At 71.0% G+C, this 25820-nt stretch carries 25 protein-coding genes and 1 pseudogene; 14 read left to right on the top strand and 12 right to left on the bottom strand.

Annotation, left to right across the window (positions count from 1 at the left end):
* Positions 1–179: 179 nt before the first annotated feature.
* Positions 180–950, bottom strand: a complete 771-nt coding sequence (locus ABZ490_RS01945; protein ID WP_358982875.1) for an HNH endonuclease signature motif containing protein — start codon at positions 948–950, stop codon at positions 180–182.
* A gap of 221 nt (positions 951–1171) precedes the next feature.
* Here ABZ490_RS01945 and ABZ490_RS01950 point away from each other — a divergent pair, with 221 nt between their 5' ends.
* From ABZ490_RS01950 to ABZ490_RS01965, 4 genes are all read left to right on the top strand, one after another.
* A complete protein-coding gene (locus ABZ490_RS01950) occupies positions 1172–1414 on the top strand; it encodes a hypothetical protein (protein WP_358982877.1) in 243 nt (80 codons plus the stop codon).
* A gap of 5 nt (positions 1415–1419) precedes the next feature.
* Entirely contained in the window at positions 1420–1935 is a 516-nt protein-coding gene (locus ABZ490_RS01955; protein WP_358982879.1) for a DUF6879 family protein, read from the top strand.
* Between the two features lie 12 nt (positions 1936–1947).
* The gene (locus ABZ490_RS01960) at positions 1948–2796 is read left to right on the top strand and encodes a helix-turn-helix transcriptional regulator (RefSeq protein ID WP_358982882.1); all 849 of its coding nucleotides are present in this window, start codon (positions 1948–1950) and stop codon (positions 2794–2796) included.
* Between the two features lie 826 nt (positions 2797–3622).
* Complete coding sequence (locus tag ABZ490_RS01965) at positions 3623–3832, top strand: DUF397 domain-containing protein (protein WP_358982884.1); 210 nt, start codon at positions 3623–3625, stop codon at positions 3830–3832.
* A gap of 236 nt (positions 3833–4068) precedes the next feature.
* Here ABZ490_RS01965 and ABZ490_RS01970 read toward each other — a convergent pair whose 3' ends face one another.
* The 3 genes and pseudogenes from ABZ490_RS01970 to ABZ490_RS01980 all read right to left on the bottom strand — a co-directional run bounded on the left by ABZ490_RS01970 (position 4069) and on the right by ABZ490_RS01980 (position 5897).
* Entirely contained in the window at positions 4069–4335 is a 267-nt protein-coding gene (locus ABZ490_RS01970; RefSeq protein WP_358982886.1) for a hypothetical protein, read from the bottom strand.
* 200 nt (positions 4336–4535) lie between these two features.
* Positions 4536–5174 (bottom strand): annotated as a pseudogene (locus ABZ490_RS01975) (alkaline phosphatase family protein); the annotation flags it as partial.
* Positions 5175–5252: 78 nt separating this feature from the next.
* Positions 5253–5897, bottom strand: coding sequence for an HNH endonuclease family protein (locus tag ABZ490_RS01980; RefSeq protein WP_358982888.1), 645 nt, complete (start codon positions 5895–5897; stop codon positions 5253–5255).
* A gap of 391 nt (positions 5898–6288) precedes the next feature.
* Between ABZ490_RS01980 and ABZ490_RS01985 the strand changes: the two genes are divergently transcribed.
* Together ABZ490_RS01985 and ABZ490_RS01990 are read left to right on the top strand one after the other, a co-directional pair.
* Positions 6289–6870 (top strand): TMEM165/GDT1 family protein, encoded by a 582-nt coding sequence (locus tag ABZ490_RS01985; protein ID WP_358982890.1) that lies wholly within the window; start codon positions 6289–6291, stop codon positions 6868–6870.
* Positions 6871–7124: 254 nt separating this feature from the next.
* Positions 7125–7778, top strand: coding sequence for an HAD family hydrolase (locus ABZ490_RS01990; protein WP_358982892.1), 654 nt, complete (start codon positions 7125–7127; stop codon positions 7776–7778).
* 25 nt (positions 7779–7803) lie between these two features.
* On the opposite strand, the gene ABZ490_RS01995 is transcribed toward ABZ490_RS01990, so the two are convergent.
* Positions 7804–8976: a peptidoglycan-binding protein gene (locus tag ABZ490_RS01995; protein WP_358982894.1), complete on the bottom strand. Its 1173-nt coding sequence runs from the start codon at positions 8974–8976 to the stop codon at positions 7804–7806.
* A 181-nt stretch (positions 8977–9157) separates the two neighbouring features.
* Here ABZ490_RS01995 and ABZ490_RS02000 point away from each other — a divergent pair, with 181 nt between their 5' ends.
* Positions 9158–11212 (top strand): MFS transporter, encoded by a 2055-nt coding sequence (locus tag ABZ490_RS02000; protein WP_358982896.1) that lies wholly within the window; start codon positions 9158–9160, stop codon positions 11210–11212.
* On the opposite strand, the gene ABZ490_RS02005 is transcribed toward ABZ490_RS02000, so the two are convergent.
* Positions 11205–11696 carry a GNAT family N-acetyltransferase gene (locus ABZ490_RS02005; protein WP_358982899.1) on the bottom strand — a complete coding sequence of 164 codons (492 nt, stop codon included), beginning with the start codon at positions 11694–11696 and terminating at the stop codon, positions 11205–11207. The genes ABZ490_RS02000 and ABZ490_RS02005 overlap by 8 nt on opposite strands.
* Positions 11697–11858: 162 nt before the next feature.
* Here ABZ490_RS02005 and ABZ490_RS02010 point away from each other — a divergent pair, with 162 nt between their 5' ends.
* Together ABZ490_RS02010 and ABZ490_RS02015 are read left to right on the top strand one after the other, a co-directional pair.
* Entirely contained in the window at positions 11859–12539 is a 681-nt protein-coding gene (locus ABZ490_RS02010) for a hypothetical protein (RefSeq protein WP_358982901.1), read from the top strand.
* A gap of 6 nt (positions 12540–12545) precedes the next feature.
* A complete protein-coding gene (locus ABZ490_RS02015) occupies positions 12546–13337 on the top strand; it encodes a hypothetical protein (RefSeq protein WP_358982903.1) in 792 nt (263 codons plus the stop codon).
* On the opposite strand, the gene ABZ490_RS02020 is transcribed toward ABZ490_RS02015, so the two are convergent.
* Positions 13326–13772: a DUF1992 domain-containing protein gene (locus ABZ490_RS02020; RefSeq protein ID WP_358982905.1), complete on the bottom strand. Its 447-nt coding sequence runs from the start codon at positions 13770–13772 to the stop codon at positions 13326–13328. The genes ABZ490_RS02015 and ABZ490_RS02020 overlap by 12 nt on opposite strands.
* Positions 13773–13896: 124 nt before the next feature.
* On the opposite strand from ABZ490_RS02020, the gene ABZ490_RS02025 reads away from it, so the two are divergent.
* A complete protein-coding gene (locus ABZ490_RS02025; protein WP_055634678.1) occupies positions 13897–14289 on the top strand; it encodes a hypothetical protein in 393 nt (130 codons plus the stop codon).
* A gap of 24 nt (positions 14290–14313) precedes the next feature.
* On the opposite strand, the gene ABZ490_RS02030 is transcribed toward ABZ490_RS02025, so the two are convergent.
* Positions 14314–14985, bottom strand: a complete 672-nt coding sequence (locus ABZ490_RS02030; RefSeq protein WP_358982908.1) for an O-methyltransferase — start codon at positions 14983–14985, stop codon at positions 14314–14316.
* A 117-nt stretch (positions 14986–15102) separates the two neighbouring features.
* Positions 15103–17109 (bottom strand): DUF2330 domain-containing protein, encoded by a 2007-nt coding sequence (locus ABZ490_RS02035; RefSeq protein ID WP_358982910.1) that lies wholly within the window; start codon positions 17107–17109, stop codon positions 15103–15105.
* 478 nt (positions 17110–17587) lie between these two features.
* Here ABZ490_RS02035 and ABZ490_RS02040 point away from each other — a divergent pair, with 478 nt between their 5' ends.
* Positions 17588–19639, top strand: a complete 2052-nt coding sequence (locus tag ABZ490_RS02040) for a bifunctional glycosyltransferase 87/phosphatase PAP2 family protein (RefSeq protein WP_358982912.1) — start codon at positions 17588–17590, stop codon at positions 19637–19639.
* Positions 19640–19732: 93 nt separating this feature from the next.
* Positions 19733–20260 (top strand): hypothetical protein, encoded by a 528-nt coding sequence (locus ABZ490_RS02045; protein WP_358982915.1) that lies wholly within the window; start codon positions 19733–19735, stop codon positions 20258–20260.
* Positions 20261–20270: 10 nt separating this feature from the next.
* On the opposite strand, the gene ABZ490_RS02050 is transcribed toward ABZ490_RS02045, so the two are convergent.
* Positions 20271–21440 carry a steroid 3-ketoacyl-CoA thiolase gene (locus ABZ490_RS02050; RefSeq protein ID WP_358982917.1) on the bottom strand — a complete coding sequence of 390 codons (1170 nt, stop codon included), beginning with the start codon at positions 21438–21440 and terminating at the stop codon, positions 20271–20273.
* Positions 21441–21613: 173 nt separating this feature from the next.
* Between ABZ490_RS02050 and ABZ490_RS02055 the strand changes: the two genes are divergently transcribed.
* Positions 21614–22849 (top strand): cytochrome P450, encoded by a 1236-nt coding sequence (locus ABZ490_RS02055; protein ID WP_358982920.1) that lies wholly within the window; start codon positions 21614–21616, stop codon positions 22847–22849.
* Here ABZ490_RS02055 and ABZ490_RS02060 read toward each other — a convergent pair.
* Positions 22836–23711, bottom strand: coding sequence for an alpha/beta hydrolase (locus ABZ490_RS02060; RefSeq protein ID WP_358982922.1), 876 nt, complete (start codon positions 23709–23711; stop codon positions 22836–22838). The genes ABZ490_RS02055 and ABZ490_RS02060 overlap by 14 nt on opposite strands.
* A gap of 99 nt (positions 23712–23810) precedes the next feature.
* Between ABZ490_RS02060 and ABZ490_RS02065 the strand changes: the two genes are divergently transcribed.
* Positions 23811–24368: a CGNR zinc finger domain-containing protein gene (locus tag ABZ490_RS02065; RefSeq protein ID WP_358982924.1), complete on the top strand. Its 558-nt coding sequence runs from the start codon at positions 23811–23813 to the stop codon at positions 24366–24368.
* Between the two features lie 645 nt (positions 24369–25013).
* Here the strand turns inward: ABZ490_RS02065 and ABZ490_RS02070 are convergent.
* On the bottom strand, positions 25014–25703 hold the full coding sequence (locus ABZ490_RS02070; RefSeq protein WP_358982926.1) for a YoaK family protein: 690 nt from the start codon (positions 25701–25703) through the stop codon (positions 25014–25016).
* Between the last annotated feature and the right edge of the window lie 117 nt (positions 25704–25820).

Here is a 25820-nt window from a genome sequence, read left to right on the forward strand (position 1 = left end):
CACAGCAGGAAGCCGCAGAGCGCGAATACCGACGCTGGGCTGATGACGTTCCGCCGTTCTGATATCCGCTGATCCCACCCCCCTGGGGGGTGACCCCCTCCACCCCTCACAGGAGCGCGGCAGGGAGGGAAAAAGCTAGCGTCGCAACTCAGAGCGTTTGCGCGGGACGAACGCTTTACTTAGACCTCTGTCTGACTGGGATAAGGAGTGCCATTTTCGTCTGTGACCTCTGCCAACATTGCTGGCTGCACTTCGACTCGAAGCATGGGCCATGGAGTTGGACCCTCCGCACCCCCACCCTTCAAAAGCATATGGCGGACATAAGCACCCACCAAGAAATCGCGCTCAGCTAGACGACTGATGTACTGCTGAAGGGTCTTCTCTGCGTCACGATTCTCTCGGACACCTACAAGCTCCCCGGCAATGTCGAGAAAATCCCTCAGCAGATCCATGAACTCGATAATCAAGTCTTCATCGTCGTCATTCAGATGATCCGGCAGGCCGTATTCAAACGTGACGCTTTCTTTGACCATGTTCCAGAGCGGGTTTCCACGCGTGATCAGCTTTAGCACCTTGGGCTGCGGGAACAATGGATCGGGCACCAGTCTCAAGCGGCTTTTATCGGCATCCACCACGGAACACAGCCACATTTCGTGTTCTGATTTGATTTGCCGAAGCCGCTCCACGGTGAAGTGGTTAGGCTGATCATCCACCCGCTTGTGATCCTTGCTGCACAAGAGAATGAGATTCGTGTGGTGGTTGATCAGATCCTCTGTGAGGCTTCCCGCCCGGGGGCCACCGCCTGAGCGTGCAACGATGTGCGCTTCTTCGCCAAACACGGAAGGGTCATCCGATGCAGTCCCAGGAGTGATCACCTGCTCTTTACAGATGGCGCAGAGACCACCAGCCTGAACCCACAGAATCTTCCGGGTTTTCTCGGAAACACCCATGTTCCAACCTCGCAAGGGAATGAATCTTCACTTAGCCCCGCACCCGCTACCTTCCCCGGTGGCAGGTGCGGGGTTTTTCGCCTTTCTGACGGTCCGTCAGTTCTGCCTGAGTGCGTCATCGTCTGAGCCAAGTGTCCCGCACGCATGCCCTCTTGACGTGATCCGTCAGGCGGGTGATGGTCGTGCAATCGGGCGCAATCGCATCGACGGAGGGACATGACATGCCGCTACGGTTCCTGGGGATCATCCCGAACACGCCTGACACAGACTCCCCAACCATCTGGCTGGACGAAGACACCGGAGACCTGTTGATCCAGTCGTACAAGGCCACGGAAGCGGAGGTGAAGTCATGTCAGGAGATCGGCTCAATCCCGGGGCACTCCACTGACGTACCGGATCACGAGACGATCATCCGGCTTCCCAAGATCATGCTTCAGTACATCCCCCGGCCTGACAGCGAGTAGCAACCATGACGAACCCCGTGCTTGACGGTCTGGCGAAGGCCCGTCATTCCGCCGTGCACTTGGAAATGCGCGACGCGTACCAGCCGACCGACCCTGAGTTCATCGCGTGGCAGAACGGAAAGCGCCTTGACCCTGCCGCTGACCGGTCGACGTGGTGGCGTCCGTTTCTCGATGTGGTAACCGAGTCGACAGTGCGCGGAGTTGTAATGCGGCGTGCCCGGATAATCTCGGAACCAGTAACGGACTACATCAAGTACGAGTACGACGTGACGTTTCCGAATGTTGCAGCCGGCGAGTTGATCCGCTGGCTTCCCCGGCGCAAGGCAGCCGACATTCCCCTACCCGGAACCGACCTTTGGATGTTCGACAACTCAGCCGTGCTGTTCACCTATTTCTCTGGAATCGGGGAGGTGGTTGACCGCGAGTGGTGCACCGAACCGGCGGTCGCGGCGCTGGTGAGTACGGCATTCGAAACGGTCTGGGAACGGGCCACGCCTCATGAGGAGTACAAGCCGGTCTAACCGGCGCGTGCCATGCCCGTATCAGGATCATCAAGTGTTCAAGCCGCCCGGAAAGTCCTTGCCGATCGTCTTCGGGAGATATGTAAGGACTCCGGGTTGGACGGTAAGCGACTCGCTGAGGCGTGCGGGTGGCATCCTGCCAAGGTCTCTCGGATCTCTTCCGCGAAAACGTCGCCTTCCGCTGAGGACATCCGCGCATGGTGTCGCGCTTGTGGCACGGAAGACCAGGCAGAGGACCTGATTGCCTCTCTGCGCGCCGTTGAGGGCATGTGGGTGGAATGGCGACGGATGGAGCGGGCGGGGCTACGGCAGGCGCAGGAAGCACGCTTGCCGCTGTACGAACGAACGCGCTGGTTCCGCTGCTACTCCCCGGGGCTTGTGCCGGGATTGATTCAGACCTACGGCTACACCGAAGACGTATTGCGCGCTGTGCAGCGTCGCCGTGTTGAGGTTGATGATGTGGCCGATGCCGTGGCCGCACGTATGGAGCGTCAGCGGGTGCTGTTCGAGGGACAGCGCCGTTTCGCGTTTCTGGTGGAAGAGTCGGTTCTCAGGAACGCACTCGGTGAGCCAGATACGCAAGTTGAGCAACTTGAGCATTTGCTCTCGGTCTCTGCGATGCCTAACGTCAGTTTGGGCGTGGTGCGTACGAGAATAGGCCGGGCTCGAATGCCGGTTGAAGGATTCTGGATATTCGACACGGCGCAGGTGAATGTCGAGTTGGTCTCCGGGTATCTGACGATCACTCAACCGCGAGAGGTGGCCACCTATGCCGACACGTTCGCCGCACTGGCTGGCGTTGCTGTGTACGGCGCGAAGGCCCATGCTCTGATCCGGGCGGCTGTCGCTTCGCTGGGATGATTGGCGTGCAATCTCGTGCAATCGGCTGTGAGTTGGGGGTCCACTGTTCCTAGCGTGGTTGTCATTCGGACCATGCGAGGGGACGGCGGGCACATGGCCAGTCAGACGAAGACGGATGCCACGGATGCGCGACAGCGCGAGTACACGACGTACGCGCCCCCTGGTGAGAAGTGCCGGAAGTGCCGGAAGCCGTTCAAGTCGTTGGAGACCTGCCGCAGGGTGGCCAATGAGCGGGCGTCCGGGGGGACTTCGGCTGACCGCTACGAACACCATGAGTGCCCGGCGTGACTGCCCCAGCGAAGCGCGTCAGCGCCCGTCTGAGCGCCTTACCGGCCCCGGAGTTGGTGAGCCTCACTGATGACCCGCTGGGGCCGTACGCGAACTCTCCTGACGGCTGGTGGGTGGAGTACGGCGGAGCACTCGACCTGACTTCTGGCGTGGTCTATCTGCCCGGTCCAGGGTTCCCGCCGTGCCCGTTTCCTTGTGTCCGCTGCCAGGGGGCGGATGTCGAGTGATCACACTGCTTTTTGATCTCCGGACGCCCCGACCCGGAAGAGTCGACCCCGATACGTGCCCTGTCTGCGCGATGCTGCGAAATCAGGTAACCGAGACAGTCAAGGCACGTGATCCGAAAGCGGCTGGTGCAACTGTCCGTGCCATGCACGTGCACATGATCTACGGCCATCCGAACGACCCCCGCAACGTCCAGCGGTGATGAGCTTCCGTCCTGGTGCACTGCCCGGATCTCTAGGGCGGCTTCCGGGGCGGATTGCAAGACGGTACGGGGACCGATTCCCCGCAGTAGTCCAGCGAAGGGATAGGCACCATGAGCGCGATCCCGGAATTCGACTTCGTCAGCGCGGCAGCCTGCCGTGACAAGAAGGTGGGCAACTGCCCGCAGGTGGCCGTGAACGTCCCGGGGGTGGTGGCGTTGCGCGACAGCGAGCGTCCCGGGACCATCGTCACGATGACCCCGTCCCAGTGGGAGACCCTGACGGGTGCCATCAAGGCCGGTGAGTTCGACCTGAGCGCCTGAGAGTAGGTCCCGTGGAGAAGTGCCCGCGCTGTTCCGCTGAGTGCCCCACAGACCCGGAGAACGGGTTGCCCTGGTGTGCTCGCTGCGGGGACTTCTTCAACCTCTCAGCGCCAACCTGCAAGGGTCTGTGGTGGTGGCGCAACGCTGCCAGCCGTGCCCCGGTCCAACCGCGCAAGCACTGAGCCCCGTAGCGCTCCCTGGGAATGTCCCGGAGTCGCTACGGGGCTCTTCGGCATTCAGCGCTGAGTCAGGAGTGACCGCAATGCATCTTCCAGCGCTCTTGCGGCAGGGGAGTTGAGGCGTTCCCCGCGCATGTCCGCAACGCTGGCAACGTCTCTGACAGCACCAGCCAACTTTGCCACCAGGCGGCACAGCTCATCCCGCGAGATTTCCGGACGCTGGGACATGGTCAGCGCGTAGGCAGCATCGTTGCGCGCTGTATTGATTGTGTGCGCTTCCGTGCGGTCGGTAATGCGCTGGTGCTCAGGGATAAGCTCAGTCATGCCGACTCCCAATCAGTCGGTAAGCCCCGGTCTGGAAGCTCTCACCCTTCCTGCCGGGGCGCTTTTGTGACCTGATCAGGTTACGTGCGCTGACGTTGCATCAGACGCTCTGTTTTGGTGGGTCCGTACGCCCGTGCTGGCCCTGAAACGGTGCGCTGACCAGGGGCTTTGTGCTAGAACTGGAAGTCCACTGCCTTCGGATCGTCGAAGATCATGCAGCTCGGGACGGTCGACAGCAGCCACCGCACCTCGGGGTCCAGCCAGGACTCGTAGTACAGCCAGGTGTACTCCTCGAAGTCCGCGACCTCGGCGCCGGGCGCGTCCGCGAGGCCCCGGCGGGCCCGTATGCGCTGCTTGACGGCGTCGGAGACCTCGTCGGCGTACACCTGGTCGCCCAGCAGCAGGAGCGCGTCGGGCCGTTCGGCGGCGGGGTCGGCGGCGAGCCGGGCGGCCAGGCTGTCCAGGGCGTCCGGGCCGACGGGGTCCTCGGAGTCGGCCGGGGGCGCGGCCCAGCGGCAGGACCCGAAGGCGACCCGGACGGTGCCGCCGCCGTCCGCGGCCGGGGTCCGGATGACGGAGGGCGGGAAGCGGGAGTCGGGCGGCGGCCACACGCGGCGGCCGTCGAGGAGCACCTCGTACGCCGTCGTCGTCCCGGGCGTCAGACCGCCGACCGGGACCAGGGCGTAGTGGTGGCCCGCCACCTGGAAGGTGCGGGCCGTGCCGCCGGTGCCGTCCGCGCAGCGCACCTCGGCGGTGCACGGACGGCTCGCCTCGACCCAGACGGTCGCGGACGAGGCGTCGGCGTATCTCAGCAGGGGGCCAAGCCGCAGTCCGGCCACGAGATCACTCTCCTCCGTCGCCCCGTACGGTACGCAGCGGCGGAGGAGTGTGGGGAGGGCCCGGCACCGGCCGTTCGATCAGCAGCTCGCGAGGTAGCTGGTGAGCGCGGACTTCTCGGCCGAGTCGACGGAGAGGTCGTAGTAGTACTTCACCTGCACCCAGGCGCGCACATAGGTGCAGCGGTAGGAGGTGAGGGACGGCATCCACTCGGCCGGGTCCTGGTCGCTCTTCGACTGGTTCACGTTGTCGGTGACGGCGAGGAGCTGCGGGCGGGTGATGTCGTTGGCGAACGCCTGGCGCTGGGCGGTGGTCCAGGCGCTGGCGCCGGAGTCCCAGGCCTCGGCGAGCGGCACCAGGTGGTCGATGTCCAGGTCGGAGGCGGCGGTCCAGGTGGCGCCGTCGTAGGGGGAGTACCAGCTGCCGCTGGTGGCGGTGCAGGCGGAGTTGGTGACGACGTTCGTCCCGTCCCGCTTGAGGATGTACTCGCGGGTGTTGCAGGTCCCGCTGATGGTGATCCAGGTCGGGAACAGGTCGCGGTCGTAGCCGGTCCGGTTCTCGGTGGCGACGGTGAGCGAGGCGAGGTAGGTGCGGGCGGTGGACGCGCTGACCGGGGTGGGGAGCGCGGCGGAGGCGGTGGGGGAGTTGAACAGCGCGGCGGAGGCTATGAGACCGGTGAGTGCCGCGAGTATGCTCAGGCGTCGACGCGCGTAGAACTTCGGCATGCGAACTCCCTTGAGGGGTGGGGGTGTTGGAGCGCGAGCGGTTGGAATGCTCGTCGCGCCGCATTGCGGGGAGATGTGTGTCCGGTAAGAAGTTAGTGACGGGTACATGACACGACAAGGTTTACGGCGAAACGATCTCTGCCGGTTTCTCGTACACTGGGGGGAGCAGAAGGGGAGTAGCTCTTCGCCGGACCGTCGACATACTGCTCAGCTCGTCTGAGCCGGCGCCCGGAGGCAGGCCCGTTTTCCCGGGCCGGCCAGCGAGACCTTCGGCAAAGCAGTGCACATCCGTGCCCCACGGCACGGATGCCGTGCGCTGCCGTGCCGAGGTGTCATTGCTCGCGAAGTGCGCGGACTCTCGGTGGGGCGGCCCCCGACCGATTGAGGAACCTTGATCAGCTTCACCGTCACGGCGGTCGTCTTCGGCGTCGTCTTCCTGGCCGAGCTGCCCGACAAGACCGCGCTCGCCGGCCTCGTCCTCGGCACCCGCTACCGGGCCTCCTACGTCTTCGCGGGCGTCGCCGCCGCCTTCGCCCTGCATGTCGCCCTCGCCGTGGCGGCGGGCAGCGTGCTCACCCTGCTGCCCCAGCAGATCGTGCACGCGCTGACCGGCGTGCTGTTCCTGGGCGGCGCGGCGGTGCTGCTGTTCAAGAAGGACGAGGACGAGGAAGAGGTCCGGCGGCCCGAGAACCAGTCCTTCTGGAAGGTCGCGGGCGCCGGATTCATGCTGATCCTGGTCGCCGAGTTCGGCGATCTGACCCAGATCATGACGGCCAACCTCGCGGCCCGCTACGACGACCCGCTCTCCGTCGGCCTCGGCGCGGTGCTGGCCCTGTGGGCGGTGGCCGGACTCGGGATCGTCGGCGGAAAGGCGCTGATGAAGAAGGTGCCGCTGAAGCTGATCACGCAGATCGCCGCGCTGCTGATGCTCGCGCTCGGCGTGTGGAGCCTGTGGGAGGCGATCGCGGGCTGAGGCGGGTCCGCCGGGCGCCGGGACGGGCGCGGGGCGGGCGTCGGGCCGGGCTTCTGGTCGGGCTTCGAGCTGAACGCTCGGTGAACGCTTTCCGGGGCGGGTGGCGGCGGACGCCGATTGTTTTGTACCGTGGGTGAACAAAGTGGCTCCCGCCCGTTTTCCCTGACCGGCGGGCGGGGCCGCCTTGTCTTGTACCGCCTTGTCTCGTGCGAACGCTTCTCATCTCGTACGAACGCTTTCGTGGGGAGCTGCTCATGCCGGTCCTGTCCGCCCGTGCCCTCCTGCTCGACATGGACGGCACCCTCGTCAACTCCGACGCCGTCGTCGAGCGCATCTGGCGGCGCTGGGCCGACCGGCACGGGCTCGACGGCGACGCGGTGATGCAGGTCGTCCACGGCCGCCAGGGGTACGCCTCGATGGCCGTCCTGCTGCCCGGCCGGCCCATGGAGCAGAACTTCGCGGACAACGCGCGGATGCTGGCGGAGGAGACCGCCGACCTGGACGGTGTGGTGCCGGTGCCGGGGGCGCCGGAGTTCCTCACCTCCCTGATCGCCCAGGGCGTGCCGCACGCGCTGGTGACCTCGGCGGACGTACCGCTGTCCACGGCGCGGATGGCGGCGGCGGGGCTGCCGCTGCCCGCGCTGCGGATCACCGCGGAGTCGGTGGGCGCGAGCAAGCCGGACCCCGAGGGCTTCCTCAAGGCCGCCGCGGAACTCGGGATCGCGCCGGAGGACTGCGTGGTGTTCGAGGACTCCGGGGCCGGCATCGAGTCCGGGCACGCGGCCGGGATGCGGGTCGTGGGCGTCGGGTCGCGGGCCGGGCTGCACGGGCCGGACGTGGTGGTGCGGGATCTGCGCGAGGTGCGGGTGGAGGCTGTGGCGGGCGGGGTGCGGATTCACGTGGGGTGAACGCCGTCCGCGGCTTCCCCGGCTTCTACGGTTCCTTGGTCTCCGACTCCAGGCTCGCCCTCGTCGCCGCGCCGTAGACCCCCAGCTCGTCCTCCTGGAGGCCGCGGGACCACTGGTAGTTGCGCAGGGCGGTCTCCACCTCGCTGGTGAAGGTGCCGTTCGCCTCGCCGTTGTACAGGTACAACTGGCGCAGCCGGAGCTGGAGTTCGGTGACCTCGTCGCCCTTGTCGCCCAGGCGCAGGACGGGCGAGGCGATGGTCTGCCGGCCGTCGTCGGCCTGGCTGTCGGCGCCGATCGTGCCGGTCGCGCGGGCCGTGGGGGCCGTGGTGCTCGCCGTGGCCGACGGTGCGGCCGAGGGCGGGGCGCTCGACTCCGTGGGGGTCGGCGAGGGGTGCTCGCTCCGCTCGGAGGGCGGCGGGCCGCTCGACTCCGAGGGGGTGGCGGAGTCGCTCGGGGCGGACGCGGAGGCCGCGCCGGTCGAGGAGTCGGGCACGGAGGCCCGTACGTCCTTCGGGGCGGCCTCGTCACGGGTCGGCTTCTCGTAGGTGAACAGCCCGCTCGCGAAACCGGCCGCGGCCACCACCGCCACGGCGGCCCCGGCGGCCGCGATCACCAGGACCCGTCGCCGCCGCCCCCGCACCGGCCCCTCGTCACCCGGACGTGGCCGGCCCGCCGCCTCGGCTCCCTCGAACGGACTCGCCTCGATGCCACCGGCGTCCGACGGGATCCGCCGGAGCGGCCGTGTCTCGTCCGCGGCACCCGGGAGGAACCCCGCGGTGCCGGGCGGGATCCGCTGGAGCCGCATCGTCTCGTCGGGGGCGGGCGAGGCCCCCGGTGGTGCGGTCGGGTCGGCGCCGGGCACCGCACGCAACGTCATGGTCGCGTCGACGGCGTTCCCCGCCGAGGCTCGGTCGGCCCCCGCGCCCCGGTCCCGCCTCCCGTTCGCCGTCCCCGCGCCCCCGTCCCCGGGCCCCGGTTCGGTCGTTCCCCCCAGTTCGACGTACGGCCGTATCCGCAGGGGGTCGAAGTCCTCCGCGGCCGCCGCTTCCGCCGTGCGGGTGTCGCGGAGGGCGTCCGAGGCGCGCCGGGCGCAGGAGCAGGACGGGGTGTTGTCGGGTGCGCGCAGTGCCCCGCACTCGGGGCACGGGTGCCCGTGCGGCGGCCCCGGTCGCCCCGGCCACCCCGTCCGATCGCTCACGTGTTCGTCCCTCCCCATGAGAACTCCAGAGTTTATGCAGATCCTCCACACGGCCGACTCGCCCCGCCCCGGAATGCCGCGTTCCGTGGGGTTTTCCCTCGGTTCCCATGAGGACTCGGGAGGCCATAACCGGTCACACCGATCACGATGGACAGTGGCACGAGAGCCTCAGGAGGTATCCATGGCCTTGGACGCGCACAGCAGGACCGCGGATCCACGTGAGGAACACGTGTCCGGAAACGTCCTCGTCTCCATCGGCGCCCTCCTGCTCGGCATGCTCCTCGCCGCCCTGGACCAGACCATCGTCTCCACCGCCCTGCCCACCATCGTCAGCGATCTGGGCGGTCTCGAGCATCTGAGCTGGGTCGTCACCGCGTACCTGCTCGCGTCGACGGCCGCGACACCGCTGTGGGGCAAACTCGGCGACCAGTACGGGCGCAAGAAACTCTTCCAGGCCGCGATCGTGCTCTTCCTCATCGGCTCGGCGCTCTGCGGAATGGCGCAAAACATGCCCCAGCTGATCGCCTTCCGGGCGCTCCAGGGGCTCGGCGGCGGCGGGTTGATGGTGCTGTCGATGGCGATCGTCGGCGACATCGTCCCGCCCCGCGACCGCGGCCGCTACCAGGGCCTGTTCGGTGCGGTGTTCGGCACCACCAGTGTCCTCGGCCCGCTGCTCGGCGGCCTGTTCACCGAGCATCTGAGCTGGCGCTGGGTGTTCTACGTCAACCTGCCCGTCGGCGTCGTCGCGCTCGCCGTCATCGCGACCGTCCTGCGCATCCCCCGCAAGGGCACCCGGCACGTCATCGACTACCTCGGCACCGTCCTCGTCGCCTCCGTCGCCACCTGCCTGGTCCTGGTCGCCTCCCTCGGCGGCACCACCTGGGACTGGGCCTCGCCCCAGATCGCCGGACTCGCGGTCCTCGGCGCCGCCCTCGCCGTCGCGTTCGTGGCCGTGGAGCGGCGGGCCGCCGAACCGGTCCTCCCCCTCAAGCTGTTCCGCATCCGCACCTTCACGCTCTCCGCCGTCATCAGCTTCATCGTCGGCTTCGCCATGTTCGGCGCGATGACCTATCTGCCGACCTTCCTCCAGGTCGTCCAGGGCGTCTCCCCGACCATGTCCGGGGTGCACATGCTGCCGATGGTGGCCGGCATGCTGCTGTCGTCCACGGGCTCCGGACAGATCGTCAGCCGCACCGGCCGCTGGAAGGTCTTCCCGGTCCTCGGCACCGGCGTCACCACGATCGGCCTGCTCCTGCTCCACCAGCTCGACGAGAACAGCTCGACGGGCGAGATGAGCACCTACTTCTTCGTCTTCGGCCTGGGCCTCGGCCTGGTCATGCAGGTCCTCGTCCTCATCGTGCAGAACGCCGTCGGCTACGAGGATCTCGGCGTCGCCACCTCCGGCGCCACCTTCTTCCGCTCCATCGGCGCCTCCTTCGGCGTCGCGATCTTCGGCACGATCTTCGCCGGCCGCCTCGGCGACAAGCTCACCGACGCCCTCCGGGGCACCGACCTGCCCTCCGGCCTCTCGGTGCAGGGCCTGGAGTCCGACCCGCGCGACATCGCCGAACTGCCCTCCTCCCTCCAGCCGCAGGCCCTGCACGCGTACGCGTCCGCCATCACCGACGTCTTCCTGTACGCCGCCCCCGTCGCCCTGCTCGGCTTCGTGCTGGCCTGGTTCCTGAGGGAGGACCCGCTGCGCGGCTCGGTCACCGCGCCCGACGTCACCGAGACCCTCGCCACCAACCCCGTCGAACGCTCCTCGTACGACGAGGTGTGCCGGGCGCTGTCCGTCCTCGGCACCCGCGAGGGCCGCCGCGAGGTCTACCGCACGATCACCGCCCGCGCCGGACACGACCTCCTCCCGGGGGCGAGCTGGCTGCTGCTGCGGATGAAGCGGTACGGCAGCGTCGAGCCGGGCGTGCTCGCCGAGCGCACCACGGTTCCGTTCCCCGTGGTCATCGAGGCCGCCCGGCAGGTCGAGGAACGGCGGCTCGCGGTCCGCGAGGGGCTGGACCTGACGCTCACCCCGCGGGGCCGGGAGGTCGCCGAGGACCTGGCCCGGGTGCGGGAGGAGTCGCTGGCGGAGCTGCTCGGCGACTGGTGGGGCCCCGACCGGCCCACCGACCTCGTGCAGCTGGTCAGGGAACTCAACGACGAGCTGTGCGGCTCCGACCGCGAGCAGCCGCACGAGGGGCGGTCGCACGAGGGGCGGCCGCAGCCCGGGATCAGCTGAGCCGCTTGCTGAACCAGTGCTCGGCGTACGGGTCGTCGTTGTGCCGTGCGGTCTCCGTGTAGCCCAGCCGCGCGTACAGCGCCCGCGCCTCGACCAGGTCGCTGCGGGTGTCCAGGATCATCCGGGTGGCGCCGAGCGCCCGCGCGGCGTCCTCGGCGGCCCGCACCAGCAGCGGCGCCCCGCCCTTCCCGCGCAGTTCCTCCCGTACGAACACCCGCTTCAGCTCGGCGGTCGCCGCGTCCAGCAGCAGCACGCCCGCACAGCCGCCCGGCTCACCGTCGTACCGGCCCACCAGCAACCGGCCGCCGGGCGGGGTCAGTTCCGCCCAGGTCCGGGCGGCGATCTCCCGCTCCAGCTCGCCGGGGTCCGTGCGGTGGCCCTCGTGCAGCAGGTACCAGCGGTCGCTGACCTCCGTGTAGTACTCCCGCCAGAGGGCGGCGGCGACGGCGGAGTCGGCGGGTTCCGGGGCGACGGTCCAGGTCATCCGCCCATTCTGCGGAGAGGGTGGGCGCGGCGCGCAACCGGATATGCGTGCTCTCCGGCGCGCTCGACGGCGTCCTCCCGGTGCGGCGTCCGTTTGGGAGGGGTTCCCCGGGCAACCCGGGACGGGAACCGGCCCGTGGGGCCGACACACCGGAAGGCAACCATGTCCACAGGCGTGATCATCGCTCTGATCGTGGCCGCGGCGGCCGTCGTCGCCGTGGCGGTGGTCCTGTCCGTGCGGGCCCGGGGCGCGCACGGCGGACGGAGCCTGAAGCAGCGCTTCGGGCCCGAGTACGACCGGGCCGTGGCCCGGCACGACGGGGACGTCAAGGCGGCCGAGCGGGAACTCGGCGGGCTCGTGGAGCGGCACGGCGGGCTGCGTGAACGGCCGCTGGAAGCCGCGGAGCGCGAGCGGTTCGAGGCCCGCTGGACGGCCGCGCAGGAGCGGTTCGTCGACTCCCCGGGGGCGGCGGTCGGCGAGGCCGACCGTCTCCTCGCCGAGGTGGCCGGCGCCCGCGGCTATCCGGACGGCACCCGGTACGAGGAGCAGCTCGCCGCCCTCACCGTCCACCACGCCGACCACGTCCACGGCTACCGGCGCGTGCACCGCGCGGCGGGGGTGCGGGCCGGCGTCGGGGGTGGCGGGGACGCCGGGGCTGCCGGAGGCTTGAAGGACACCGGAGGCCTCGGGGGCGAAGCGGGAACGGACACGGGGGCGGGCGAGCGGCACAGCTCCGCGCCCGGGACCGAGGACCTGCGGGCCGCCGTGGTCGAGGCCCGCGCCCTCTTCGACGACCTGCTGGACCGGCCCCGCCGGCACCGGCGCCAGACGAAGGAAGCGTGAGACGCGATGACCGACACGAGCCAGGACGCGAGGGACGCCATGGACGCCGGGGACGCCGGGGAATCTCAGGAGGCGGAGGACCGCCGGCCGCTCACCCCGCTGGAGAAGGCACGGGCGGCGGTGCGCTCCCGTACCACCGCACCCACCCGGCCGACCCGGCAGACCGGACCGACCGAGACCACAGAGACGACCGGGACTACCGGGACGGCCAGGACGGCTGAGACGACCGGGACGACCGGGATGGCCGGGACTACCGGCACGGCTGAGACGACCGGGGCGACCGGGGCGACCGGGGCGACCGGGACGGCCGGGGCGACCAGGGTGACCGGGACAGCCGGGGCGACCGGGACAGCCGGGACCGCCGGGGCGACCGGACCGACCGGGACAGCCGGGACGGCCAGGACGACCGGGACATCAGAGAGCACCGGGAGGAACGGGTCCGCCGGGACGGCCGGGTCCGCCGGGTCGGCTGAAGGGACCGAGGGGGTCGCGGGGGGTCCGACCGAGCGGGCCGAGGCGCTGCTGCCCCGTGCGGAGTGCGACGCGCTCGCCTCGCGGTTGCAGCACGCCGTCGTCGGTTTCGTGGACGAACCCCGGGACGCCGTCGCGGAGGCCGACCACGTACTGGAGGAACTCGCCGAACGCGTCACCGACGCCGTGAACCGCCGCCGTCGCACCCTGCGCGGCTCCTGGCAGCCCGCCGACCGCGACAGCGAGGCGACCGCCCCCGACACCGAACAGCTCCGGCTGGCCCTGCGCGACTACCGCGCCCTGTCGGAGCGGCTCCTACACGTGTGACCCGTCGCCCGAGATCCCGTCCGCGGATCCCTTCGCCGCCCGGCGCTCCCGCCACTCCCGTACGACCGCTTCCACGTCGTACGGCTTCATCCCCAGCGGGGGGCCGGGCGGTGGCCTGAACATCATGTCCCGGAGCTTGACGTTGACGTCCGTGACGATCTTCCGGACGATGCGCTCCGAGGGCGCCGCGTACGCCGCCGCGAGGGCGTCCTCCGCCTCCTTGCGCAGAGCGAGCGTCGGCGGCAGCACCGAGAGCCCCTCACGGGCCATCTTGCGCTTGATCCACCACAGTTCGTCGTACGTGCTGTCGGTGCCCGGCGGCAACGGCTTCCCCGCGCCCGGCAGTTGATCGAACTCCCCACGCCGTTCGGCGTCACGGATCTGTTTGTCGACCCACGACTCGAACGGGACACCCGGTGGCTTTCGCTCGGTCATGCCTCCATTGTGCCGGACGTGACCGGCCCGGGCGATTTATCATGCCGCCGCTGTGCAAACACTGTTCAGCGGCTTTTCCAGTCGTCATCCAGCCGTCGCATCACGGCTTCATGAAGGAGCGCATGTGCTCGAACTCACCATGGCCACCGTCTCCGGGGCGGAAGAGGGCGCCACGGCCGGCATGCTCATGGCCGACGCGCCCAGTGACCCGGGCGCCGTGCTGCGGGTGGGCCGGGACAAGTCCGTGTGCCGTCTCGTGACGCCCGAGGACTGGCTGTTCGTCTCCCGGGTGCACCTGGAGTTCCTGTGCGGCCCCGAGGGTACCTGGCAGGTCTCCTGGCTGCGCGGCTCGCAGGACGAGCCCTCCTCCGAAGTGCGGCTGCTCGTCGGCGAGTACGCCCAGCAGATCGCGTACGGCGGCACGGTGCCGCTGCCGCGCGGCGGCTCCGGCGAGATCGTCGTCGTCGACCGCACCGGGCCGCGCAGCGTCAACGTGGGCTTCTACCACGAGATGTAGGCGGTCCCCGGGCCGCCGGAGGGGCTACGCCAGGACGCGGGCCAGCGCGAAACCGTCGTAGCCCTTGGCCCCCACCGTCTGGATCGCGGTTCCGCTGAGCCGGGGGTGGGAGCCGATCAGTTCGATCGCGGCGCGGGTGCCCCGGACGTCTCCGTCCGTGCTGCCCGCGTCGACCACCCGGCCGCCCCGTACGACGTTGTCGACGACGATCAGGCTGCCCGTGCTGGTGAGTCTGAGGGCCCACTCCAGGTAGTGGGGGTTGTTGGCCTTGTCGGCGTCGATGAAGACCAGGTCGAAGGGCGGCGGGTTCTCGTCGGCCAGGCGGGGCAACGACTCCAGGGCGGCGCCGACCCGCACCTCCACCACCTTGTCCAGACCCGCGCGGGCGATGTTGCGGACGGCGACCTCCGCGTGCCGGGGGTCGTACTCCAGCGAGATCAGCCGGCCGTCGGCGGGGAGCGCGCGGGCCAGCCAGATCGTGCTGTAGCCGCCGAGCGTGCCGATCTCCAGGATCGTGCGCGCGCCCTGGATCTCGGCCAGCAGGCGGAGCAGCTTGGCCTGGTTCGCCGTGACGTTGATCCCGGGGAGCCCGGCGGCCTCGCTGTCGCGCAACGCGGCTGCGGTCACCTCGTCGTCCGGGGCGAGGTGGTCGGTGAAGTAGGCGTCGACGGCCTCCCAGACCTGCGACTCGCTCATGCGCTCTGCCTCCCGTGTGCCTGCGACTGGTCAGAACCGCTGACCGGTCCTGTCAACGTGCCCCGCCGCACGCGGGTTCCCGCCCAGGGGGCCTCTCCGTTTTCCCGCCCCGCGAATTCACCCGTTCGGCCCAGGCGTCACGGGGAGAGTGAAGGGCTTCGGGGACGAGGGGGAACGCGGGGGAGCGGCGGGGGCGGGGGAGGGGTCCGGAGGGTTGTACGCGGTCGGCGGGTGGAGCGGGGGCGGGGGTGTCTGCGGGGCCTGGTGGGCTTGGGAGGAGGCCTCGTGGCTCTGCCGGGCGGCTCGTTGCGGCCACTGCGGCCACCGTGGCCGCAGCGGCCGTTGCGCGGACTGCGCGTGACGCGCAGTCGGCTGAGGCCGCGGGCTCTGCTCCGGCTGAGCGGGCAGGGGAGGCATGGGCGGCATGGGGGGTACGGCAGCCCCGCTCGGGCGGTTCGTGGGCCGCGGCGGGACACCGGCCGCGGCCGGCGGAGCCGTGGGCATCGGAGGAACCGGGGGGACACCGGGCATCGGAGGAACCAACGGGACGGGCCGCTCCGGCCGCCGAGGCCGCGCGCGAACTCCGGCCACCTGCCCTGAACCCCCACGCGGCGTTTCGTTCGCAGCCCCACCAGGCGCCCAGGCCTGTGCCGCACCCGGGCTCGCACCCGGCACTCCCCCCGGGCTCCCACCCGGCACCCGACCAGGCTTCCCACCAGGCGCCGCACCCGGCACCCCACCCAGCCCGGCACCGGCCGTTCCACCCGGCGCCCCACCGGCCGTTCCAGCTGGAGCAGCACCCGGCGTTCCACCCGGCACCCGACCAGGCGCTCCGCCTGGAGCCGCACCCGGCGTTCCACCCGGCGCCGCACCCGGCACCCCACCAGCCGCTCCCCCCAGAGCCGCACCCGGCGCTCCCCCCAGAGCCGCACCCGGCACTCCCCCCGGAGGGCCTCCCATCGCCCCGCCCCCTGTCGCCGCATGGTGCCCCGAGGCGTGGCGGGGGCCCGGTTGGGTGGTTCGGTGGGGGCGGCGCCTGTGGAGGGCGAGGGCTACGGAGGCCGCGACGGCCGCCGTCAGGCCGCCCACCACCGTCAGCAGCCACACCGGTATCCCCAGCACCCTGAGCAGCCGGTCCTCGTAGATCACCTGCCGGAAGGCCGTGTCGGCGGACGCCCGGCGCAGCTCGTGGTCCCCGGAGATCGCCGACGGGCGCGGGAACTCCTGGGCGACGGCCGTCAGGAACGGCGTGCCCTGTGCCAGCTCACCGAGCGGGCCGCCGGCCGAGGCGCCGACCCGGCCCGCGAAGGTGACGCGGGGCCGTTCGCCGCCGATCCGGGACACCGGCTCCATCCGGTGGGCGGCGAGGACGTAGAGGCCCAGCGACTGCGGGGTGGCCGCGAGCCGGGACAGCCGCATCGGGTAGACGGGGGCGTCGGCGGCGAAGGTGAGGTGCAGCGGCTGCAGCTCGCCGCCGAGAACGCCGCCGGCGGTCTCGGGGGTCAGCTTGACGGCGACGTACTCCCACCGCCGGTCGACGTACGGCCGCAGCGCGGTCTCGAGGCCGGCCGGGAGCGTGAAGTCGTTCGAGCTCAGCCAGTCGTCCAGGGCGGCGGGATCGGTGGCGGTCAGCCGGGCCACGTCGAACGGCCCGAGCCGCTCCCGTCCGACCACGCCCACCTCACCGCTGCCGGCCGGCGGGGGCGGCGGGCCGCGGCGGCCGTCCCCGGCGGTCAGCGGCCAGTCGCCGTCCTGCGGCCAGAAGTGGGTCCGGGCGCGCTGCACCGGCGCGGTGGCGGTGGCCAGCTGGTCGAACAGCTCCGCGTTCCCGAGCTCCACCGTCGCCCGGTGCGGAACCGGCATGATCCAGGCGGCCCGCTCGGCGTCGCCGCCGACCCGCAGGCTCATCACGATCTGTTCCTGCCTGCCGTCCCAACGCACGACGGACACCTCCCGGCCGACCGAGAGCTGCCGGCCGTCGCCCGGGACCAGCGCACCGCAGGCACAGGCGTACGCCGGCGCGACGAGCGACCCGAGCTGGAGCGCCAGCAGCGCCAGAAGGACGGCGACGATCCGCGCGTGCAGCCGCGCCCCGGCGCCCCGCCGCTCCGCGCGCGGTCTCACGCGCCCCCTCGGTGAACCGATCGTGCCGACCAAGCCGCCCATGTGCCGCAGCCCCTCCGTGGGTCCGTCGCCGTCCGTCCGTCGTCCGCCGCTGCCGGTCAAGGCCCGCCGCTGTCCCTCTTCACCACTGTGCGCCCTTTGTGTGTATATGGCCGTCCGTCGGCTGTCCGCCCGTCCGTTCACGACGCGCAGCCGTCCCGCTGCCCTCGGTGTCGTACGGGCGTACGACGGTACGGCTGAAGCGGGCGTTCCGTTCGTGCGAAGTGCCAGTTCCGGCCGTGCTGTGACCCACATCGCGCCCCGCGGAGGCAACCTCGCCCCCGGCGCACTATCGTCTTCCGGACAAAAGGAGAGTCGACGTCAGGTGAAGCGGGGATGGCCTGCGTCTCTCTCCGGGGGCGGCGCGAGCCTCATAGGGTTTGTCGAGGACACCCACGCGAAGGCGTGTGGGACGCACGGGGCGGGAGGCCGACGAGGCGTGGCGAATGCGGAGCACAGCGGCCGACCGGCGGAGGCCTTCGGGGCGACCGCGGTCGGCACGACGAGGGCGGCACGACTGCGCGCGGCCCGTCTGGGCCTCTGGATGCTCGCGGCGGTCCTCGCCGTGCGCCAGGTGGCCGTCGTCCTCGGCACCCCGCGCGGGGAACGGCTGACGGACCTGGAGACCTGGGTCGGACCGAACGGCGTCCTGCACGTCAACGGCTCGCTCTACGACTCCACGCGCTTCACGGGCACCCCTTTCGGGGGACTCGTCCTCAAGCCGCTCACCAAGGCGGCGGAACAGGCCCTCGGCTGGGGCTGGACCTTCGGCACGCTGCTCCTGGTCGTCGCCCTCGGCCTGGTGGCCGCGCGCGCCCTGCCGCAGCCGGTGAGCAGGCGGACGTCCCTGCTCGCCGCCCCCGTCGCCGTCAGTCTGCTCATGCTGTCGCTGCCGGTGCGCAACACCCTCTGGCTCGGCCAGACCAGCATCATCCCGGTGCTGCTGGTGCTGCTCGGCTGCTTCGTCGTACGGGGCCAGAAGGCGGGCGGCGCGCTGATCGGCGTGGCGGCCGCGCTCCAGCCCCCGGTGCTGCTCTTCGCGGCCCTGCTGTGGTTCACCGGCCGCCGCCGTGCCGCCGCCGCGAGCGGTGCGACGTTCGCCGGGCTCACGGCGCTCGCCTGGGCGGCGATGCCGCACGACTCGTACACCTACTGGGTGCACCACATGGCGGGGGTCGGCCTCGGCGGCGACGCGGACGCCCTCGCCAACCAGTCCCTGCACGGCGCCCTGCTGCGCCTCGGCCTGACCGGCCCGCTGGAGATCGGCCTGTTCCTCGCGCTCGGCGCGGCCGTCGCCGTCCTCGGCGTCCGCCGGGCCGTCCGCTACGCCCGTGACGGCCAGCTCCTGCTGGCGGTGGCCCTCACCGGCTGTGCGGCGATCGCGGTCTCCCCGACGACCTGGCAGCACCAGCTGCTGTGGGTGCTGCTCGCGGTGGTGGGACGGGTCGGCAGGCGCGCCTCCGACCGGTACGTCTGGCCGGTCGCCGTCGTCCTCGTCATGACGCTCCCCGCGAAGATGATGCTGCCGAACATGCCGGCGCTGTACCCGCTGCGGGACAACGCCGTCCTGCTGGCGGCCATCGCCGCGGCGACGGTCGTCCCGTTCCTCCCCCGCACCTCTCCCCACTACCGCGCCCCGATCCCCACGGAGTACGCGGATCCGGTCCCCGCCCGGCTCCGCCACGTCCCCCTGCTGCCGTTCCTCCGACGCGTCCTGACCCGCCCGAACCTCCTCCTCGAACTGCTCCTGATCCGCGTCACCTACGCGGCGTACCAGCAGGTCCGGCTGGCGGCGACCGGCGGCTCGAACTCCGCGGGCCGGGTCCGTGCGGAGGCCCACGGCCAGGAGATCCTCGACCTCGAACGCTTCCTGCGCATCGACATCGAGCACACGGTCAACCACTGGGTGGTGGGCGTCGGCTGGCTCCGCGACTTCTTCGACTTCTACTACGAGTCCTTCCACTTCGTCGTCCCGCTGACCGTCCTCGCCGTCCTGTACTGGCGCCGCCCGGTCGACTACCGCTGGGCCCGCGCCTCCCTCGGCTTCGCGACCCTGCTCGCCCTGGTCGGCTTCTGGCTCTACCCGCTCGCCCCGCCGCGCCTGATGCCCGCCCTCAACATCATCGACACGGTCCACGGCGTCCAGGACTTCTCCAAGCCCGACTACGGCACCCTCACCGCCCTGACCAACCAGTACGCGGCGATGCCGTCCCTGCACTTCGGGTGGTCCCTGTGGTGCGGCCTGGTCATCGCGATCGTCGCCCCCCGGTGGTGGATGAAGGCCCTCGGCCTCCTGCACCCGTTCTTCACGGTCTCGGCGATCGTCGCGACGGGCAACCACTGGGTCCTCGACGCGGCGGGCGGCGCGGTGGTCGTCCTCGCCGGCTTCGGCCTGTCGTACGTCCTGATGGGCCCCCGCGCCCGCTCGGCGAAACTCCCGGAACGCACGGACCCGGTCCCGGCGACGAAGCAGCCGACCCCGAGCGGCTGAGACCGAACCGTTGGCCTACGGCCCGCTCCCCGGAGCGGGCCGGCAGGGCATGCTGCGGGGGAGGAAGCAGAACGAAGGACGGGGGACGGCCGCATGACACCGACGCAACGCACCGCCACCGCATGGACCTTGCTCCTCGTGCTGGTCGTGGCCGGCACCTCCGGCTGCACCCGCTTCCTCCCCGAGCACCCGGCTCCCCCGCCGCTGGGCGCCAGGTTCGACGGGGACACCCTCGTCGTGAAGTTCCCGATGTGCCCCACCGACGAGGTCCGCCGCGTCGAGGTCTACGACTGGGACGCGGCCGAGGACGACAGTCCTGTCGCCCTCTGGTGGGCCTCCGACCCCACGGTGTCGACGATCCGCGAGGACGGTGTGGTCCCCCTCTGGACCGGTGAGGGCTTCACCCACCACATCGCCCCTCGCCCCGCCGCCACCGCCGCGACCACCCTCGACGTCTCCTACACCGCCCCCGACGGCAACGGCGTGGACGGCGTCCTGCCCCTGACCGAGATCGAGAGGGCCTCCCTCGGCGAGGGCGAATACTGGACCTCCGACGGCCCCCGCACCGCCACCGAGATCGACGCCCGACTCGACTGCGGGACCGGGGCGCCGAACTCCTGAGCGGCCGACCTCACAGCCGCTGGATGATCGTCCCCGTCGCCACCGCTCCCCCCGCGCACATCGTGATCAGGGCGAACTCCTTGTCCGTGCGTTCCAGTTCGTGCAGGGCCGTGGTGATGAGGCGGGCGCCCGTCGAGCCGACCGGGTGGCCGAGGGCGATGGCGCCGCCGTTGACGTTGACCTTGTCGAGGTTCTGGTCGAAGACCTTCGCCCAGGACAGGACGACCGAGGCGAAGGCCTCGTTGATCTCGATCAGGTCGATGTCCTTCAGGGTCATCCCGGCCTTGCCGAGGACCGCGCGGGTCGCGTCGACCGGGCCGTCGAGGTGGAAGTGGGGGTCCGCGCCGACCAGTGTCTGGGCGACGATGCGGGCCCTCGGCTTCAGTTTCAGGGCCCTCGCCATTCGTTTCGACGCCCACATGATCGCTGCCGCGCCGTCGCTGATCTGGGAGGAGTTGCCGGCCGTGTGGACGGCGGTCGGCATGATCGGCTTGAGGCTGGCGAGGCCTTCGGCCGTCGTGTCCCGCAGGCCCTCGTCGCGGTCGACCAGGCGCCACATGCCCTGGCCGGAGGCCTGTTCCTCCTCGGTGGTGGGGACCTGGACGGCGAAGGTCTCCTTCTTGAAGCGTTCCTCCGACCAGGCCACGGCGGCGCGCTGTTGCGACAGCAGCCCCAGCCGGTCGACGTCCTCCCGCGTCAGGCCCCGGTGGCGGGCGATGCGTTCCGCCGCCTCGAACTGGTTCGGGAGGTCGACGTTCCACTCCTCCGGGAACGGCTTTCCCGGGCCGTGCTTGGAGCCCGAGCCCAGGGGGACACGGGACATGGCTTCGACGCCGCAGCTGATACCGACGTCGATGACGCCCGCCGCGATCATGTTCGCCGTCATGTGCGACGCCTGCTGCGAGGAGCCGCACTGGCAGTCGACCGTCGTCGCCGGGGTCTCGTAGGGCAGGCCCATGGTCAGCCAGGCCGTGCGGGCCGGGTTCATGGACTGTTCGCCGGCATGGGTCACCGTGCCGCCGACGATCTGTTCGACCGCGTCGGCGGGCATGCCGGTGCGGCCGAGTAGCTCGCGGTAGGTCTCGCCCAGGAGGTAGGCGGGGTGAAGGTTGGCCAGCGCGCCGCCGCGCTTGCCGATGGGGGTGCGGACTGCTTCCACGATCACGGGTTCGGCGGCCATGGGTGCGGATCCTCCTCCGAGGAACTAGTACGTGTTCTAGTTCTTCCGAGCAGTCTGCGGACGTGATGTGCGTCACCGCAAGGGTCTTGCAGCCTTCAGTGGTCTGAACTACCTTCTCGGCAATCTATTTCTGATGAACCGTCAGAAAAGCTGCCCTCTGGCTGGAGCTGCCGATGCCCTGTCCAGCGCTTCCCGACGGGTTCGACTTCACCGACCCCGACCTGCTGCAACACCGTGTGCCCCTGCCGGAGTTCGCCGAGCTGCGGCGCGCCGAACCGGTCCGCTGGATCCCGCAGTCGGGCAACGCCGCCGGCTTCCAGGACGAGGGGTACTGGGCCGTCACCCGGCACGCGGATGTGAAGTACGTGTCCACGCACCCCGAACTCTTCTCCTCCTACCTCAACACCGCGATCATCCGTTTCAACGAGCACATCCAGCGGGAGTCGATCGACGCCCAGCGGTTCATCATGCTCAACATGGACCCGCCCGAGCACACCCGGGTGCGGCAGATCGTGCAGCGCGGGTTCACCCCCCGGGCCATCAGGGGGCTGGAGGACCGGCTGCGGCGGCGGGCCCGGGCCATCGCCGAGGGCGCCGGCGCCCACGACGGCCCCTTCGACTTCGTCACCTCCGTCGCCTGTGAGCTGCCCCTTCAGGCCATCGCCGAGCTGATCGGCATCCCCCAGGACGACCGGGCCAAGATCTTCGAGTGGTCCAACAAGATGATCGCGTACGACGATCCCGAGTACGCCATCACCGCCGAGGTCGGCCAGCAGTCCGCCGCCGAGCTGATCTCGTACGCGATGAACATGGCGGCGGAGCGGAAGCAGTGCCCGGCGCAGGACATCGTCAGCACCCTGGTGGCCGCCTCGGACGAGGGGAACCTCAACTCCGACGAGTTCGGGTTCTTCGTGCTCATGCTCGCCGTCGCCGGCAACGAGACGACCCGCAACGCGATCACGCACGGGATGCACGCCTTCCTCACCCATGCCGAGCAGTGGGAGCTGTACAAGGAGCGCCGGCCCGAGACCGCCGCCGAGGAGATCGTGCGCTGGGCCACCCCCGTCGTCTCCTTCCAGCGCACCGCCACCCAGGACACCGAACTCGGCGGCAAGCAGATCAGGAAGGGCGACCGGGTCGGGATCTTCTACGCCTCCGCCAATCACGACCCCGAGGTGTTCGACCGGCCCGACGAGTTCGACGTGTTCCGGGACCCGAACCCGCATCTCGGGTTCGGCGGCGGCGGACCGCACTTCTGTCTCGGCAAGTCGCTCGCCGTCCTGGAGATCAACCTGATCTTCAACGCGGTCGCCGACGCCCTGCCGGGGCTGCGGCTCGTCGAGGATCCGCGCCGGCTGCGGTCGGCCTGGATCAACGGGGTGAAGGAACTGAGGGTCACCGCGGGCTGAGCCGGTCCAGGAAGTCCGCGATCAGCGGGGCGATCTGAGGCAGATGGGTCTCCAGCGCGAAGTGCCCGGTGTCGAACAGGTGCAGTTCGGCGTCGGGCAGGTCGCGCAGATACGCACGTGCCCCGGGCTCGGGGAAGAAGGGGTCGTGGCGGCCCCAGACGATCAGTGCGGGCGGGGTGTCCTTGCGCAGCCAGGCCTGCCAGCGGTCGTACCGCTCGACGTTGGAACGGTAGTCGAAGGCCAGTGCGACCTGGGCCTCCTTGCGGCCCGGCAGGTCCAGGAAGTGCTGGTCCAGGGTCCAGCCGTCGGGTGGGATCAGCTCGGGGTCCGGCACCCCGGTCTCGTACTGGCCGCGCGTCCCGGCGAGCGTGAGCATGCCCCGTACGGCGTCCTCCGCGCCCGGCGCCCCGGGGGTGAGCGCGACGAGTGAGCGGGCCGCGTCCGAGAGGCCCTCCTCGTAGGCGTTGCCGTTCTGCACGACCAGCCCGGCGATCCACTCGGGGTGGCGTTCGGCGATCCGGAAGCCGACGGGGGCGCCGAAGTCGAAGACGTACATCACGAACCGGTCCAGACCGAGCCGCCGGAGGAGACCCTCCGTGATGTCGGCCAGGCGGTCGAAGGAGTACGTGAAGCCCCCGGGGGTCTCGGTGTGGCCGAAGCCGGGGTAGTCCGGGGCGATCAGCCGGTAGTGCGCGCCGAGGACGTCGATCAGCCCGCGGAACTGGTGGGAGCCGGACGGGAAGCCGTGCAGGAGCAGGAGTACGGGCGCGTCGGCGCGGTCGGGGAGGGACTCCCGGTAGAAGACGCGGACCCCGTCGACGTCGAGGTGGCGGTGGAGGGTGCGGGCGGGAGAGACGAGCATGGCTAATCCTTCCATTGCCGTTTCATGCGTTAGGTGCGAGGAGGTGACGGTATAGCTCGGTCGGCTAATAGGTCAACGTGGAGATGTAGCATTAGGGGTATGAGTGATCTCGCGCCTCTCGTCGGCGAACCGCTGGCGCTGGACCTGGTCAACACCCGTTCGGCCGCGGGTGATCTGCTCGCGAGCCCGGGTGATCTGCTGGCCTGGTGGGAACTGGAGGCCGACCGGCTCCCGGAGGCGGCGCCGGCGGAGGCCGGCGCCGGGGATCTGACCGCCGTGCGGGAGGTGCGGGAGCGCGTGGCCCGGGCCCTCGGTCACGTCCTGCGGGGGGAGCGGCCGCCGTCCGCCGACCTGGAGGCGCTCAACCGGGCGCAGCGCGCCTCGCCCGCGATCGACGAGGCGGTGTGGGACGGGGAGGCCGTGACCGTCGTGCGCCGCCGCGACGGCTCGCCGGGCCTGCGGCTGGCCGCCTGCCTCGCCGAGGCCGCCGCCCGGCTGCTGGCCGATCCGGCGGTCACCGCGATCCGCACCTGCGAGGCCGACGACTGCGTGATGCTCTTCCTGCCCACGCATCCGCGCCGCCGCTGGTGCTCACCCACCCGCTGCGGCAACCGGGTCCGGGTCGCCCGTCACTATCAGCGACACAAGACCCAGTAGGCCTGGCGGCCTGGCGCCCCGGTAGGCCCGGTGGCCTGGTGGCCCGGCGGCCCAGTAGGCCCGGTGGCCTGGCGGCCTGGCGGCCTGGCGCCCCGGTGGCCTGGCGGCCTGGTGGTCCCGGCAGGCCCGGTGGCCTGGCGACCTGGCGACCTGGCGACCCGGTGGCCCGGTGGCCCGGTGGCCTGGCGGCCTGGCGGCCTGGCGGCCCGGTGGCCCGGTGGCCTGGCGACCTGGCGGCCCGGTGGCCCGGTGGCCCGGTGGCCCGGTGGCCCGGTGGCCCGGTGGCCTGGCGACCTGGCGACCTGGCGGCCCGGTGGCCTGGCGACCTGGCGACCTGGCGGCCCGGTGGCCCGGTGGCCTGGCGACCTGGCGGCCCGGTGGCCCGGTGGCCTGGCGGCCTGGCGGCCTGGCGGCCCGGTGGCCTGGCGGCCTGGTGGTCCCGGCAGGCCCGGTAGGCCCCGTGGCCTGGTGGCCCGGCGGCCCAGTAGGCCTGGCGGCCTGGCGCCCCGGTGGCCTGGCGGCCCGGTGGTCCCGGCAGGCCCGGTGGCCTGGCGGCCTGGCGGCCCGGCGGCCCGGCGGCCCAGTAGGCCCGGTGGCCCGGCAGGCCCCGTGGGTAGGCCCGGTGGGCCCGGGCCGGGTGCGCGCTCACTCCTTCCCGGATGCCAGCAGTGCGAGGACCCCGGAGGTCACGGCCGCGGCGAGCAGCGGGAGCGCGATGCCGTGGTGCAGGACCAGGGCCGCGCCCAGCACCGCTCCGGAGAACATCGCGACCACGGCCCCCGTACGACGGACGGTGTGGCTGCCCGGTCCGCCGCCCGCGTGCGAGTCGGAGGCCAGGCCGGTCAGGGTCATGGTCAGGACGGTGGTCGTGGTGAGGGCGGGCACGGCGAGTTTCTGGACGATCGCGTTGCGCAGGCCCATCGCGCAGGCGGTGAGCGCGATCACCGCGTAGACCCGGACCCGGCCGTGCTCGGCGGTGACATGGGCGACGGCGGAGGCGGCGGCCAGCAGGACGGCCTCGACGGCGAACGTGATCCGGGCCCGGGTCCGGCGGGAGCCGTCGCCGACCCGCCGGCCGACCCGGCCGCCCGTCGCCGCGCCCACGAGGAAGAAGGCGAGGGAGGTCACGGTGTGGCCGGCGGAGAAACCGGGGGCGCCCGCGGCGGCGAAACCGAGGACGACCACGTTGCCCGTCATGTTCGCGGTGAAGACATGGCCGAGGCCGAGGTAGCTGATCGCGTCGATCAGACCGCTCACCGCGGTCAGCGTGAGCAGGACGGGGGTGAGGCGGGCGCCGCGCGCCTCGGGGTCCTTCGCGGCGGGCTCGGTGGTCACCGGCCCAGTGGACCACGCCGAGGTGGGGAAACGGCGAAAGGCGGCGGCCCCCGGGGATCGGGGGCCGCCGCCTTGGTGGGTCATGCTGTGGGTGTGGCTCAGTACCAGCCGTTGGCC

Source organism: Streptomyces sp. NPDC005811 (genome assembly GCF_040630405.1).
Taxonomy (GTDB): domain Bacteria; phylum Actinomycetota; class Actinomycetes; order Streptomycetales; family Streptomycetaceae; genus Streptomyces.